The sequence below is a fragment of the Streptomyces sp. NBC_01450 genome, assembly GCF_036227505.1.
Classification (GTDB): Bacteria; Actinomycetota; Actinomycetes; order Streptomycetales; family Streptomycetaceae; genus Streptomyces.
On sequence record NZ_CP109480.1, the window covers coordinates 304,301 to 318,825 of the forward strand.

At 67.6% G+C, this 14,525-nt stretch carries 13 protein-coding genes; 8 read left to right on the forward strand and 5 right to left on the reverse strand.

Annotated elements, in window-relative coordinates:
- The first annotated feature begins 201 nt into the window (after positions 1 to 201).
- Positions 202 to 495, forward strand: coding sequence for a GNAT family N-acetyltransferase (locus OG568_RS01430; protein ID WP_329536229.1), 294 nt, complete (start codon positions 202 to 204; stop codon positions 493 to 495).
- 288 nt (positions 496 to 783) lie between these two features.
- On the opposite strand, the gene OG568_RS01435 is transcribed toward OG568_RS01430, so the two are convergent.
- The 3 genes from OG568_RS01435 to OG568_RS01440 form a co-directional block, all read right to left on the reverse strand.
- Positions 784 to 1,104: an alpha/beta fold hydrolase gene (locus OG568_RS01435; protein WP_329529914.1), complete on the reverse strand. Its 321-nt coding sequence runs from the start codon at positions 1,102 to 1,104 to the stop codon at positions 784 to 786.
- A complete protein-coding gene (locus OG568_RS61185) occupies positions 1,023 to 1,607 on the reverse strand; it encodes an alpha/beta fold hydrolase (RefSeq protein WP_443077512.1) in 585 nt (194 codons plus the stop codon). The genes OG568_RS01435 and OG568_RS61185 overlap by 82 nt, the downstream gene beginning before the upstream one ends.
- 93 nt (positions 1,608 to 1,700) lie before the next feature.
- Complete coding sequence (locus tag OG568_RS01440; protein WP_329529915.1) at positions 1,701 to 1,943, reverse strand: hypothetical protein; 243 nt, start codon at positions 1,941 to 1,943, stop codon at positions 1,701 to 1,703.
- Positions 1,944 to 2,257: 314 nt separating this feature from the next.
- On the opposite strand from OG568_RS01440, the gene OG568_RS01445 reads away from it, so the two are divergent.
- The 6 genes from OG568_RS01445 to OG568_RS01470 all read left to right on the forward strand — a co-directional run bounded on the left by OG568_RS01445 (position 2,258) and on the right by OG568_RS01470 (position 11,959).
- Positions 2,258 to 2,668, forward strand: coding sequence for a cupin domain-containing protein (locus OG568_RS01445; protein ID WP_329529916.1), 411 nt, complete (start codon positions 2,258 to 2,260; stop codon positions 2,666 to 2,668).
- Positions 2,669 to 3,358: 690 nt separating this feature from the next.
- Positions 3,359 to 3,778, forward strand: coding sequence for a hypothetical protein (locus OG568_RS01450; protein ID WP_329529917.1), 420 nt, complete (start codon positions 3,359 to 3,361; stop codon positions 3,776 to 3,778).
- Positions 3,779 to 4,802: 1,024 nt separating this feature from the next.
- Entirely contained in the window at positions 4,803 to 5,543 is a 741-nt protein-coding gene (locus OG568_RS01455; RefSeq protein WP_329529918.1) for a class I SAM-dependent methyltransferase, read from the forward strand.
- A 199-nt stretch (positions 5,544 to 5,742) separates the two neighbouring features.
- On the forward strand, positions 5,743 to 6,216 hold the full coding sequence (locus OG568_RS01460) for an NUDIX hydrolase (protein ID WP_329529919.1): 474 nt from the start codon (positions 5,743 to 5,745) through the stop codon (positions 6,214 to 6,216).
- Between the two features lie 284 nt (positions 6,217 to 6,500).
- Positions 6,501 to 7,928 (forward strand): PGAP1-like alpha/beta domain-containing protein, encoded by a 1,428-nt coding sequence (locus OG568_RS01465; protein WP_329529920.1) that lies wholly within the window; start codon positions 6,501 to 6,503, stop codon positions 7,926 to 7,928.
- Positions 7,925 to 11,959, forward strand: a complete 4,035-nt coding sequence (locus OG568_RS01470; protein WP_329529921.1) for a tetratricopeptide repeat protein — start codon at positions 7,925 to 7,927, stop codon at positions 11,957 to 11,959. The genes OG568_RS01465 and OG568_RS01470 overlap by 4 nt, the downstream gene beginning before the upstream one ends.
- 206 nt (positions 11,960 to 12,165) lie before the next feature.
- On the opposite strand, the gene OG568_RS61190 is transcribed toward OG568_RS01470, so the two are convergent.
- Entirely contained in the window at positions 12,166 to 13,107 is a 942-nt protein-coding gene (locus OG568_RS61190) for a leucine-rich repeat domain-containing protein (RefSeq protein ID WP_443077513.1), read from the reverse strand.
- Between the two features lie 113 nt (positions 13,108 to 13,220).
- The gene (locus OG568_RS01480; RefSeq protein ID WP_329529922.1) at positions 13,221 to 13,397 is read right to left on the reverse strand and encodes a hypothetical protein; all 177 of its coding nucleotides are present in this window, start codon (positions 13,395 to 13,397) and stop codon (positions 13,221 to 13,223) included.
- Positions 13,398 to 13,523: 126 nt separating this feature from the next.
- Here OG568_RS01480 and OG568_RS01485 point away from each other — a divergent pair, with 126 nt between their 5' ends.
- Entirely contained in the window at positions 13,524 to 14,483 is a 960-nt protein-coding gene (locus OG568_RS01485; RefSeq protein ID WP_329529923.1) for an alpha/beta hydrolase family protein, read from the forward strand.
- Positions 14,484 to 14,525 lie beyond the last annotated feature (42 nt).

Below are 14,525 nucleotides of genomic sequence, written 5' to 3' on the forward strand. Positions count from 1 at the left end.
CCGGGCCGATAGGGTAGCGCGTGTGAATACTGAGGAGCCGGTGAGGATTCGAGCCGCGAAAGTCACAGATGCAGCGGAGATCGCCCATATTCATATGACATCGCGAGCGGTCTCCATGCCATATCTTCCACCCCAGATACGCAACCATGAGCAAGTGACTCAATGGGCCGAGGAGGTTTTAGTGAAAGGCTATCGCACTTGGTGGCAGTGCGGAGTGGGAAGTTGCTCGGCTACACCGCCCTCGACGGAAATCTTCTCGAACACCTGTATTTGCGACCGGACGTCCGCCGACAGGGTGTCGGCACACTGCTCCTGGACCAGGTGAAGCGGAACAGCCCAGGCCGGCTCGTCCTGCATGTGTTCCAACTGAACACCGACGCACGCGAGTTCTACCGGCATCACGGGTTCATCGTCCTGGAGAGCACGGACGGAAGCCGCAATATGGAGAAGCTGCCCGACCAGACGTTGGAGTGGACCGCCCTTGAGGCGGAGTGAAAGCTTTCCTGTAAGCGGGTGGAGTCCAGGAGTGTCGACACGCTCGGACTGCCGCTGGCGCAACAGGCTTCGTCGTCCTGCCCCACCGCTGGAAAGCCGAGCGGAGAGTCGGCTGGTGCATGAGCGGCCGCCGCGACGCACGCGACTACGAGCGTCGGCCGCAGCACTCCGAAGCGCACCTGAACTGGGCACTCATCGCCATGATGCCCCGGCATCTCACCCGCTAAGGGCGCCGTACTGGCAGCTGGACGAAGAAGGCCGAACCAATGTGGCCAAGTCCCGACACTCTCAACCATCGACACAGCGGTCAAGGAACGGAAGGACGATCGGCAAGGTGAGATCAATTCGTGGAAACGTGTCGAAGTGTCCACAGCCAGGCGGTTCAACGAACGTGGCCCTCAAGGTCTGATCGGCCGTGTCCTGGATGGCCGGGAGCCCAGGGTCGCGTTCGCCGGCGAGGAGAAGCACCGGCACAGGGACATGAGCGAGCGCGTCCAGGACACCATCGCGGGCTTCGAGAGCGGCGGTCAGCGCTGCCGGCGCATGCGGGTCGGCAGCGAGAATCGCCGTACGCATCCACCCCGGGAGGGGGCCCTGACGCTCCAGCATGTCGATGAACGGTGCGATTCCCTGAGTGCGGAACAGCTCGGTCTCATGCTGAGCGCCCCAGCGATCGGACCGGTGAGCCGCTCAGGGTGGCGAGCCAGCAGGTTGAGGCCGATGATGCCGCCCATCGAGGCTCCCCAGAAGGCCGTCCGAGAAATGCTGAGCTCGTCGAGTACAGCAATGACATCATCGGCTTGACGGTCTATTCGGTAGCTGTCGATGTCGTGAGGTGCGCCGCTCCCGCCTTGACCACGGGCGTGGATAAGGACAAGGCGATAGCTGTCGGCGAGAGCGTCAACATGGCTGGCTGAGCGCCACGTTCTCCGTTCTCCGTTCTCCGAAGAATCCGTGCACCAGCACCAGTGGCGGTCCGCAGCCCACGGTCTCGAAGGCGATCCGAACTCCGTCGCTGCTGGTGATCTGCATGGGCCGAGCTTGGAGGACCAGGGGCCTGCGCGGCAACACACTTGGGGACGGGTGAGTGTGCGGTGACCGGGCTGGCGCATTCGACCTCAGGCGGGACAAGCGGGGCTGACGCGGCGCTCCGCCCGAGCACGGCGCCCGTGGTTGTCTGTGTGGTAGGTCAAGCGAACGATGACTCACGCAAGGACGACCCCTGACATCTTGCTGACCTTGACCGGAGATTTCGGGGTCACCGTCCCAGAACTCGTCACCGTGAGGGCCGACTTCGCGTCCCACCAGCGGCCCGACGCTCCGATCTCGGTGAGATCTGGATCCAGCGGCTTCGAGACCTGGGCTGGTGACGCGCGCACCTCGGGATCGAGCAGCCGCAACTCTCCGTCTATGGCCGCCTGCAGGGCCTGCTCGTTCTCGTCCGTCATACGGGGACCCTATGAGTATCCCTCGCCGATCTCCGGTTTTCTGCACTGCCTTCGTCGTCCCGCCCGGCCGCTGGAGGTCGAGCGGACAACCCGGTCCGCCACGCAGCGGCCATCGCGGAAACCACTCATGCCGCTGACACCACATCCTCAGGATGGCGGTGAACACCTGGCACCGGACGAGCGAGCTCAGCGCGCCCACCCACTCGGGCGACCGGATCCCCGGCGCGACTCTGGGCAGGTGCGCCGCGCAGGGCTGTCACAAACGGGGATGCCGCCTTGTCCTCACTGTGAAGAGTCCCTGTTTGGAGGAATACATGAGCGCTGAGCACGCACACCTGCCCCCAGGCGTTGAGTTGATCACGATCCTGCCGGAGGCGGCGTCCCGGATCCCGGCTGGCGCCGAGGCCAGGACCATCCGGATCACCCTGCCGCCCGGTGACCTGGGCGCACCGCCGCACCGGCACCCCGGTCCGCTGTTCGGCTACGTGACCCAGGGCGAGATCCTCTTCGAGCTGGAGGGGCAACTGCCCCGGGTGCTCAAGGCCGGTGACGCCGTGTTCGAACCCGGGGGCGACGTGATCCACTACCAGGGCGGCAACAACCTTCCGGACGCGCAGTCGGAGCTGGTGGTGACCATGTTCGCGCAGCCGGGTACCCCGGTTCTGACCGTGGTCAGCGCGGAGGAGTTGGCCGAACGACGACATCTGCGGGTTACCCAGGCATGATGACCACCACTATTCCGGATCTCTCTTTCCGCCTTGGCCGAGCAGCGGTTGGCCACCGCCAGGCAGGCTACTGAGGTTTTCGGATCGGGGTCATCGTGGTGAGGTCGGGATACATCCGGTCTCCGCGATGAAATCGCCGAGCAGTCCGAGCTGGTACTGCACCCGTTTCAGGCGGGTGCAGGCCAGTGCGGCGAGTCCCTCGATGCCGCACGGGCGAGGTTGCCCAGGCTGTTCTTCAGATGTACCCGCACGCCCTCGGCCGGGTTGGGACCGGGCATCTGGGCGGGGAAGCGGAAGACCGTCAGCCACTGCCGGGCCTCGATCAGCTCGCTGGTCGACGGCCGGACCGAGAATCAGACTGACGAGCGGATCGCGGAGGCCACTACCGGATCCCTATGTCCATCACCACGAGGCGATGGCCTTCGCCCCTCCCCGGATTTCCCTGACCATCCGTCACGGGCCTGCCGACGCCACCGTGGAAGGCGGTTCGACGGTTGCACGAGGATACGCAGAACTGCGCTTCGGGCCCGTCGCCATGCTGCACACCAGACAGTCACCACTACGACAAACGCATTGACCGCGAAGATCGCCAATGCGCTGGCCTGTTGCGATCAACAGGAGCCGGGCGCGGGCGGCCTTTTGCGGATGGAAACAGGGGCGGACCCGGCCGGCGCGGGAAGGGGATGACGCGTGAGACTGGCCAAGACGCGGGCTGCCTGCGTCACACCGTGTGTGTTCGATCTGGCGTTCGCGACCGCGAACTCCGCGTACGCGGCGTACTGGAGTTACGGCGCCTACGAAGGCGGCGGATACGGGTACTGGAACTACGACCCGGGGCCCGACCCGATCGCCCAGGGCGGCCCCGATGCGCCCGGCGGCTCCATAGCCGCCTGCGATGTCTCGGCGGATGGGTGGGGCATCGAGGTCCGGCTCGACATCAACCGTGACGGGGATATCGACCGCACAATCAGCACCCGCGGGCATGCCTCTCCGTACTGCTCGGACTGGTTGAGCGGCAACATCAAGGAAGACACCCCGGTCCGCGTGTGGGTTGTCAAAGTCAGCGGTAGCACCGACTACCGCCCCGTCTACAAGGACGGCACCGCATAGAGCACACCCGCTTGAGCCGGGTGTGGATGCCGCGCAGGACCTGGGCATCGTACGGCAGTGATCGCTCCAGCCCCGGGCGGAGGCCCCACCCCTGGCCTGGCCCGTGTGCTGACGCCTGGGCGGGACCGCGCCTTCTCTCCCGGCCATCCCGAGGGAAGAGCCGGGAGAGAAGGCGGCATTGGAGTGATCGGCAGCCCGAATTACGGCGTCGGCCCGACGGCGGCAGGGCTGCGGATCTGTGAGCCTTGCGCCGAGGCCGGCTTGAAGCCGTGGCCGGCGCCGTGGTGGGGACAGCACTCGACCGGATCACCACCAGATGTTCGGTCCCGAAACTCCCCCCACGCGACGACGGTCGTCAAGGAGGCGGCTACCGCCGAGCGGACCTGTTCGTGCGTGTACCGATCCGCTTGGGACCGACGCCGATGACTGCGTCGGTGCGTGACCGAAATCGCGAGGGGGTCGCTGTGCGGTCACCCCTGTCGTCCCACGGTAATCCTGTGGTCGCCAGCTGCGATCAGCCTGGCGACGGCGAGCGGCGCACACGGCGTGGCGGGCCGACGACATGGGCACCACCCAGTACGAGACGCGCCCCTGCGGCACGGGCTCTACGGCGTCCATCCGCGGTACTCCCAGGTGTGTCCCACGGCCGAGGACATCCACGTCCAGCGCCGCCGCCATTTCTCCGCTGTCTGGTGCCACATCGTGCGCATGCTGGCGGACCCCAGCGCGTAATACCGGCGTCCATGCGGGTCGCAGATATCCGGACCGCCGTCAAGGACCTGGCCGAGGAACACGTCGACTGCCCACGGGTCCGCGCTGCCGGTCAACGCGAGCACCAGACGCCCGGGGATCCGTACGGCCGGTGCTTCGACAGCAGCCAGTGTTCAGCGGCCAATTGCCTGTCGGCGCTTCTCAGCAGCGTGAGCCGCGCCCCGGGCCGTCGTGAGCGGTCATTGATCAACACAGCTGCTCCGCAGCGATATTGACTGGTCGTACAGCCTCCGCTCCGCATAACTTCGGCAGCATGGCTGACGAGTGCTTCCGGCATCCACGGCTCGCCGCGATCTACGACCCGCTCGACCCCGATCGCACCGATCTCGATGCCTACGTGCGGATGACGGAGGAGTTCAAAGCGCGCCGGGTACTGGACATTGGATGTGGGACAGGTGTGTTCGCCCTTCTGCTGGCTGACCGCGGGATCGAGGTCATCGGTGTCGATCCCGCGTCCGCGTCCATCCATGTGGCCCGGGGAAAGCCGGGCAGCGAGCGAGTGCGCTGGATCTGCGGTGATGCGGCGGTACTTCCGTCGCTGCGGGTTGATCTGGCGACCATGACGGCGAACGTCGCCCAGGCCGTCGTCGACCCGCAGGCGTGGAAGGAGACCCTGCGGGGCGCCTATGAAGCACTGCGTCCCGGCGGACATCTGGTGTTCGAGACCCGCGATCCGGCCAGGCGAGCCTGGGAAGAGTGGAACCGCGAGACTTCCTACGGCGTTACGGAGATCCCGGGCGTCGGCGCGGTCGAGAGCTGGGTCCAGTTGATCGAGGTGAGTTGGCCGCTGGTGACATTCCGATGGACCTACGTGTTCGGCGCAGACGGGCAGACGCTGACGTCGGATTCAACCTTGCGCTTCCGTGAGCGGCTGGAGGTCGAAGCCCAGCTGGTCGCACAGGGCTATGTGGTGGAGGACATTCGTGACGCGCCCGACCGGCCAGGCAAGGAGTTCGTTTTCCTTGCGCGGCGTCCAAAAGCCAGCCGGGTCTGAGAGCCAGTGCGGGTCCGACGATGGGCCCGTTGAGCTCCGCCCGATCCCGGGCGGGCTTCGGAGCTCCAATTTCTCAGTTCCGATAGCCGGGCTTACCGATAGACCCCGGGGTGTCACATCCGCGGCGAATCAACATACTTGCAGTTCCGGGGCATGTGGATCTTGGACGTTGGGACAGCGCCCAGTGGGAGGTGCGGGAATGAGTCTCCGTCTGGCGGCGTACGCCGTGTGCGTCGAGGACGGGCGGGTGCTGCTCGCCCGTCACGTACCGCCGAAGGGCGAGACCAACTGGACCCTTCCGGGCGGCAGGGTCGAGCACGCGGAGGATCCGTTCGATGCGGTGATCCGGGAGGTCGCTGAGGAGACCGGCTGCGAGGCGGTGGTCGAACGCCTGCTGGGCGTGGATTCAAGGGTGATCCCCGCGGCCGAACGCACCATCCCCGGCGGACCGGAACACCAGAATGTTGGCATCTTCTACCAAGTCCGTATCACCAGCGGCCAACTTCGGCCTGAGCCGAACGGCGAAACCGCCGAGTCGGTCTGGACTCCGATCCCCGACGTCGCCGGGCTGCGCCGGTCATCGCTGGTCGACATCGGAATCGCCCTGGCACAGACCCATCCGGCAACCGGCCACGTCGCTCCCGTCCCGGTCGGCGGCCTGATCCAGCACTGAGGCCGCCACCAAGAGGATCTGCTCGACGCGGGCACGGACCTGCCTCAACCCACCGCAACCCCCGGCCCGTCGCCGGCTTCCTCGACCTCACCGTATACGCGCCGTTCAGGCGGCCACCCCTGAGGGCAGGGCGGCTCCACCTCCAGGTGACGTGTACCAAAACATCGGGCTTTGCCGCTGTACGGGTGCTCCCATAGAGGTGGACCAGTATTTTCCCTTGATCGGAAACTTTTCCGACATGGCGACAGTCTCCCTTGTCAAAACGTGAGTTGGAGGGGGTGACGGTGGACAGGCTTCGTCATCTGGTGGTGATCGTCCCTGGCATCGGTGGCAGTGTTCTGGCCGAGTCGGATGCGGGCTCCCCGCACACGGTGTGGGACGCGCGTGTGAAAGACATCGCAGCCACCGCTGTGCTCAACCCCAAGCGCCTCGGCGTCGCGGAGCATCCGTCGCTCATACCGGTCGGGCTCGTTCCCCGTATCGGCTTTGCGGGCCCGCTGGCACTGCCTGGATATGCCGGTCTCATCAAGCAGATCAGCAAGGCCTTCGGCGCCCGGGTGGACACCGCCGACCGGCCGACCGCGCTCGCCGACACCCGGGCTGATCTGCTGCTGTTCCCCTACGATTTCCGGCTCGGGGTGCGCAGCGCCGCCGAGCGGCTGCGCACCGAGATCGAGGACCGGCTCGCCGCCATGTGCGGCACCGAGCGGGAGAAGGCGGGACGTGTCGTGGTGATCGGCCACTCCATGGGCGGTCTGGTGGCCAGGTACTGGCTGGGGCCGCTCGGTGGCGCGGACCGTTGTGCGGCGCTGATCACTCTGGGCACCCCGCACCGGGGCGCACCAAAGGCGCTGGACTGGCTGGTCAACGGCATGCTGGGCGGCGGGGCGCCGTTCGGCAGGGCAAGCGCGGTGCTGCGGGAGTGGCAGTCGGTCTACGATCTGGTGCCCCGGTACCGCATGATCGCCCAGCCCGGAGGAACACCGCTTTACCCCTACGAACTGGGCCCCGCCGTCACGGCACGGGCGCCTGGCTTTTCCGCACGGGCGAAGGCCGCCTTCACACTGCACGAGGAGATCCGGGAGTTCTGGTCGCGCCCCGAACCCGGGATCGCACTGCCGAAGGTCACTGCGGTGTTCGCGCGCGGACACGGCACCCTGCACCGGGCCGCTGTCGTGGGCGATCGTCTTGAGGTCGGCGACAAAGATCCCGACTGGCTGCCCAACCCCGGCTGGGGCGGTGACGGCACGGTGCCCGCCATCTCCGCAATTCCAGTGGAGGCGGACAGCGACCGCAACGCATGGCGTGCAGTGCCGGTCAAGCATCTTGCGCTCGCCTCCGCACCGGAGGCACTGGAGATCCTCGCCATGATTACCAGCCCTTCCCTCAGTGCCGTGCTCGGTGACACCCCACAGAGTCCCTGGCTCGGGGTGGACCTCGACGACGTGCTGATCACGGGGACCACGCCGTCTCTGCGGGTACGGCTGCTCGGGGCGGAGCGGGACGCGGCCACCCGTATCCATGCCGAGCTGCGCGGCCCCACGGGTGGATACCGCATCACCGAGTGGAAGGAGACCGGCGACGGGTGGGAGACCGTCCTGTCACCACTGCCGACGGGCACTTACGAGCTGACTGTCCAGGCGGTGCGCGTCCCGGTCGCGGGGCGCGTCACCTTTCGGTCCGTTGTGGGCGTGGTGGAACCCGAAGAGTGAGCGTACGTCCGTGGCCTCTGTGGGAACGCGGTACGGCCCCTGCCGACCTGGCCAGATACACGCAGCGTGGCGTGGTCAGCCGACTGCTGAGGGCCGCGCCCGGTCCCTCTGCGGCATCAGTGGAACACCGGGCGAGACAGTTGTACGAGGCCTTCGCCGAGCGGTGCATCAGCTATGCGGTCGCGCCTTCGGAAACCGCTCGGGGGCGGCAGCGCATCCGTACTCCCGACGAGGTGCTGCTGCGCCCCGGCCACGGCACCTGCCTGGACATCGCCGTGGCTTTTGCGAGCGGCTGTCTCGATGCGGGCCTGCATCCTCTGGTGGCGGTGCTTGATCCGGTGGCTCCGGGCGACGCTTCCCACGCGGTCGTGGTGCTGCGCCTGACGGACGATCCGGAAGACTGTCCGCTGACAGACGTGGTGTACGAGGTGGGGGCTGCTCCCGCCGTCCTGATCGACCGACTGGCGGCCGGCGAGGATGAGATGGGCGACTTCGTCGCCGTGGACGTGGCGCTGCTGGCCGCCGGGTACCGCCGGGGCGAAGCGGACCGGGGCTGGGACGCGGCCGTCCTGGAGGGTGCCCGCATGCTGCGCACGCGGGGCTGGCAACTGGGTGTCGACATAGGCCTGGGCCATGAGCCGGACCGTATCTTCCCCGTTCCCGGCTGGCCGGCGCTGCCGGTGCTGCGCGAGCCGTATCTGAGCCCCGACCGCGCCTCGGACGATGAGGGGCCGCTCCGCCAGATCTGGGCGCGCTACGGAGTGGTGCCCTTTCAGCACCGTGCCGAGCTGGACCGGCTGACGGCCTGGTGCCGCGCCGCCGGCGAACGACCCGGCAGCGAGCATCGAAGCGAAATCTTCCTCCTGTACGGGGCCGGGGGCGTGGGCAAGACGAGGATCGCCGCCGAGCAGGCAGCCCGGCTGGCGCAGTCGGGCTGGTACACCGGCTTCCTCGAGCGCAACACCCGGGCCGACTCGGTGGGGTGGCTGGCCCGGGTGGTATCCCCGTTGCTCGTCGTGGTCGATTACGCAGACGACCGCAGAACCGAGGAGGTGACCGCTCTCCTCGATGCGCTCCTTGAGCGGACTGCGCCCACCTGCGTCCTGCTCACCGCGCGGAGTGCGGGACCGTGGTGGGAGGACGACATCGTGGAGGAGCGGATCGGCCGGGCGGAGCAGCGGCACACCCCCCTTGAGGTCACGTCGCAGCCTCCCCGTCCCAAGAGCATCTTCCAGGCCGCCCTCAGCGCGTTCGCGGGGGTACCCGCCGTGTCCACTGCGCAGCCGCCCGAGCGCCATGGCGGCGGCTCCTGGGGCACTCTGGACCTGGTGATGCTCGGCTGGCTGACCGCTCGGCGCTCACCCGGTGAACTTCCCCGTACCCCCGATGAGTTGTATGCCAAGATCCTCAAGCATGAGCTGCGCTACTGGCGGCGCACGCACCGCAAGAAGTTCGGTACGCCGCTCGAGCCCGAAGTGATCAGTGCGTCCGCCGCCTGCGTCAGCTATCTGGCGCCGGTACCCGATCGTGTTCCGTACGTCCTGGAGAGCGTCGGGCCTCTGGCGGGAGCCGCGTGGGCGTACCGCCGCGCGCAAGTCGCTGACATCATCACGACTCTCATCCCCACCCCTGATCCGGGCGGAGAGCTGTTTCTCCAGCCCGACCTCCTCGCCGAGTATCTGGTCCTGCACACCTTCGGCCACGACACGGCGCTGCGTAGTCGCTGTCTGGCCGTGGCCGACCAGGCCGAACTGCTCAACTCCTGCGTCACGGTCACCCGTGCCTGGCAGCAGGACAACGAGAGCGCCGGACGGCTGGCTCGCGCGATGCTCACCGAGCGGCCGGACATCTGGCAGCCGGCGCTGCAGTCGTCACTCACCCACAACGGCCCCTTCATCCAGCCGCTCGAGGCACTGGCGGCCGCGGAGACCTCACCGCTCCCGCTGGACCGACTGGCACACGAACTGCCGTTGGCACACGGCACAGTGCGCGGGATCGCTTTGATCGCCGCCGAGCGGTCGGTCGCCCCGTCCAGCGCGCGAGCTGACGGCAAGATGCGGCGCTCGTTCTCTCTCGGCCTGCTTGCCGTCCGGTTGGCCGAGGCAGGTCGGAGGCATGAGGCGCTGGAGGCCGTCCTCGAGGCCGTCGCGCTGCGCCGCGAGCTCGTGGCCGCTGACCGCGACGAACACCTCCCCAATCTCGCCGCTGCGCTGAACAATCTCGCCAACAGCTACGGAGGAGTGGGACGCTGGGAGGAGGGCCTGGCCGCGGCCCGCGAATCCACCAGCCTCTACCGGTCCCTGGCGGACCGCGACGCGGATGCTTATCTCGCCGACTTCACCCGCGCCCTGAACACGCTCTCCAGTCAGCTCAGTAAGGCGGGAAAGCACCAGGAGGCGCTGAGCACCCTCCAGGAGCTGGTGGGCATTCGGCGTCGGCTGGCCAAGACGGACCCTGAACTCCATCAGGCCGCCTACGCCTCCTCGTTGTCGGTGCTGTCCGTGCGGTTGGCCGCGACCGGCGCCCATGGGGAGGCTCACGAGACGGCTGTCAAAGCCCTGGGCTACTACCGGACGCTCGCCGCAGCCAACCCTGCCACGCATGGCCCCGAGCTCGGCAGGTCACTCCTGTCTCTCAGCCACCGGCTCGGCCAGCTGGGCCGCCACCCCGAGGCAGTGGCGTCGGCCGAGGAGGCAACGGGGATTTTCCGTGGTCTGGCCGACGCCAACGGAGGGGGCCATCGGGCCGACTTGGCCATCTGCCTGCATTCACTGGCCACCCGGCTGAAAAACGTGGGGCGCTATCCGGAGGCCCGAACGGCAGCGGCAGAAGCCGTGGACCGCTTCCGGGCGCTGGCCGAGGAGAATCGCGGCGCCCATCTGCCCGCTCTCGGCACCGCGTTGCGCACCCTGGCGGCCCAACTCGCCAACACCCGGGAGTGGGTGGACGCAGAACAGGCAGCAGCCGAAGCCCTCGCAGTACAACGTGAGTTGGTACAGGAGCAAGGGGACAGCCATCGGCCGGAACTTGCCGCAGCACTGCACGGTCACTCCCTGCGCCTTGGTGCGCTGAGGCATGCCGCACACGCCACGGAAACGGCAGAAGAGGCCGTCGCCTGCTACCGGGCCTTGTCGGAAACCGATCCCGAACGCCACCGGCTGCCGCTCGCGCAGGCACTGAACAACCTCGCCCACCGGCTCTCCCTCGCTCACCAGGACACCGAGGCGCTGGCAGTCAGCACGGAGGCACTGGAGCACTTCCGCATCCTGGCCGACCAGAACGCAGCCCTGCACACCGAGCACTTCGCCATGGCCCTCAACAACAACGCGAACAAACTGGCTGAACTCGGCCGGCACCAGGAAGCCCTCCCGGCAGCGGATGAAGCTGTCCGCCACTTCCGTGTCCTGGCGTCCGCCCGCCCCGCCGTCCACCGGCTGCGCCTGGCAACTGCCCTGAGTACCCAAGCCCGGATGCTGCTGCAGGTGCGGCGGCAGGCAGAAGGCATCGTCAGCGCGTCGGAGTCCGTCGCGCTGCGCCGCGCGGAGGCGGCACTCGGCCCAGGTCGCCGCCCGCAGCTCGCGACTGGCCTCGCAAAATACTCCGACCAGCTGGCAAAGTCCGGTCATCGCGAGGAGGGACTCGTCGCAGCCGCGGAAGCTGTCGCACTCTGCCGAGGCTGGCAGATCCCGCGCCCAGACCTCGTCTCCCTCGCCGAGTTGCTGCACCCTCTGCTCGACCGTCTCTTCGAACTGGACTTCGACGACAAGGCTCTGCAGATAAGCAGGGAGATACTGCACCTCCGGCGCCGACTGGCCGCTGAGCGCTCAGCCCCCTACCCGCCGGCCGCGACCGCCCTGTACAACGTGGCCGTAGCCCTCGACGCCCTTGGGCGTCGAGGTGAGGCATTGCCGCTCCTCGACGAAGCGGTGGGGATCTGCCGTGAGGCGGTGTTCACCCGCAGCACCCCTTCCCGACGGCAGTTTCTCGCTGACACCGAGCAGTTCCGAGCATCACTCCTGCGGGGCGACTGACGGACGAGGAATTCGGACAAGGGCAACGGGTAACGGGTAGCTCTCCCACTGCTTGCGGCCTGAGGCCCAGCTCGGACATCCGCCACACGCTCGGGATCAGGTTGGTGTAAGCCTCGCCCGCTCTGCCGGGTACGTTCACCTCGTGTGCTACTACGCCGAGAAGCCCTACAAGCTGCATTACGCGTGCGTGCCCTGCCGCGTCGCGTTCAAGCGGCACCCCAGGCCCGGCGAGCACCGATGCCCTCGATGCTCAGGGCCGCTGGTCCGTGCCGGTCACGACTTCGCGACACCGCGGCGCCGTGACACCAAGGCATGGACGGTCGTGGCTGCGGTTCTCGACGCCGGACTGCGTTACGAGGGCCGCGAACCGTGCGGCTGCGGCAAGGAACCCAAGTTCCGTCCCCGCACCCGAGCCCAGCTGCGAGCACGTCGAATCGCAGCAGCCCGAACCGGCACGCGTCTTGCCGACATGTTGGGACGCGCAGATCTACAGGCATCCGGCCCCGTAGGCGTGGTCTGAGGCATCCGAGGCAGTCGTCGGTCAGTCCTCCACAGCAGGAGAGCGAAGCGGCCGTCGGTGCAACCGCGTCACCTCCGGATCCGGATCGCTCGGCTGGGGAGCCTCCAGAAGTCCCCCGAGGTCCACTCGTTCGACGGGCAGAAGCCGTGGCGACTCCTCCGCGGGCGGCGTGCTGCTGGTGGCGGTCGGGCCCGTGCCGAGTCGGCGTCGCGTGATGCTCATAGCGACAGTCTGGCGCATGCCCCTCCAACGTCCTGGCCCAGAGCGTCGTCCCGGCCCTGGATGTCGCCGGGACGCAGTGCGTCGGCGCGGGCACGGCTCGATGTACGACGCACTGAACCGTGGGAACGTCGATGTGCCCCCGCTGCGGCAGGGACGTCCTGGTGCCAGCTCCGGCACGCCCTGCGTCTGGGCCCGGCCGACGACACCACTGACGCCCCGCGCATGGCTCACCTCCCGCACGAACTGCCTGCCCCAGTTCGTCGGGTACCGATGTGAGCGCGTTGTGTCCAAGGTCCAGGGTCGTCAGTCGATGCAGTCGCCCGATCCCTGGTGGGAGCGCGGTGAGCCCGTTGTTCGCCAGGATCAGCACGCGAAGCTCGGTCTGCTGCCAGACCCACTCGGGCACTTCTCCAAGCTCGTGACGCCATAGGAGGCCAGACCTGCGCAAGCTGAGCTTGGGTTCTCATCTTGGGACCCAGTGCGCGGGCGCGCGTGACACTGGGCCTCGAGCCAGCGCCTTCAGCATGACGGGGGCCGATCGATCGCGTATTCGCTGACCAGCCACCGGTCGCCCACCGTGACGGCTTTGGCGGTCACCGGCTCGCGGCGGGGCTCTGTGGAGCCCTTCCCCCTCCCCGGATTGGCTGCAGTAAGCACCACACCCTCGTTCCAGCGGCCGTTGACGAAACGGAACATCGTTCCGTATATTAATCGGAACGGCGCTCCGCTTCAGCGCAGCCTTAGCCGCACGCTCCTGACCGCCTCCCCCGCCGTCGGCCGAATGAGACCGACAGCAGAGGCCGTTGAAGGGAAATACGCATCATGAGTGAATCAACTTACCCAGCCGACACCTTCAGCCCGCCCACTCCAGTCCTCTCGGTCAGTCCGGTAGTGCTGTCAGTTCCCGGCCGAGCCGTGGATCTGCAGGTGCGAGTCTCCGTACCCCTGACCGGGGGCGACCTGCCGGTCATCCTGCTCTCGCACGGTCAGGGCCTCTCGAACAACCTCTCCTCGCTGAACGGCTACGCTCCCCTCGCCAACTCCTGGGCAGCGCACGGCTTCGTCGTGATCCAGCCCACCCATCTGAGCTCGAGGACGCTGACCCTGGATCCCGATACCCCTGGGGCGCCTCTGTACTGGCGATCACGCGCCGAGGACATGAAGCACATCCTCGACCAGCTGGACGTGATCGAGGCCGCCGTCCCCCAACTCCTCGGGCGCCTGGACCGAAGCAAGGTCGCCGTAGCCGGGCACTCGATGGGCGGGCACACCGCGAGCCTGCTGCTGGGCGCCAGGCTCACCGATCCGCACGACGGAACCGAAGTGCACCTGGCCGAGCCCCGCATCAAGGCGGGTGTGCTGCTTGCCGCGCCCGGCAGAGGCGGCAATGCCCTCAGCGATTTCGCGGCCGCGAACTATTCCTTCTTCTTGACCACGGACTTCTCCGAGATGAAGACGCCCACGCTCGTGGTCGCCGGTGACAAGGATGCCTCCGCCCACCTCACGGTTCGGGGCCCGGACTGGCACACCGATCCCTACTTCCTCTCCCCTGGCCCCAAGTCCCTGCTCACCCTCTTCGACGCAGAGCACGGGCTCGGCGGGGTCTCTGGATACGACGTCGCCGAGACCACGGACGAGAACCCCGAGCGAGTAACTATGGTCCAGCGGCTCACCTGGGCCTACCTCCGCACCGAGCTCTACCCCGGGGATTCCGCTTGGCAGAAGACGCGTGACGCACTCACGGCGGGGCCCGACCCGCTCGGACGAGTCGAATCCAAGTAAGCCGAAGAGGTATCACTGCGGACTCGCCCGGGACTTGGCACA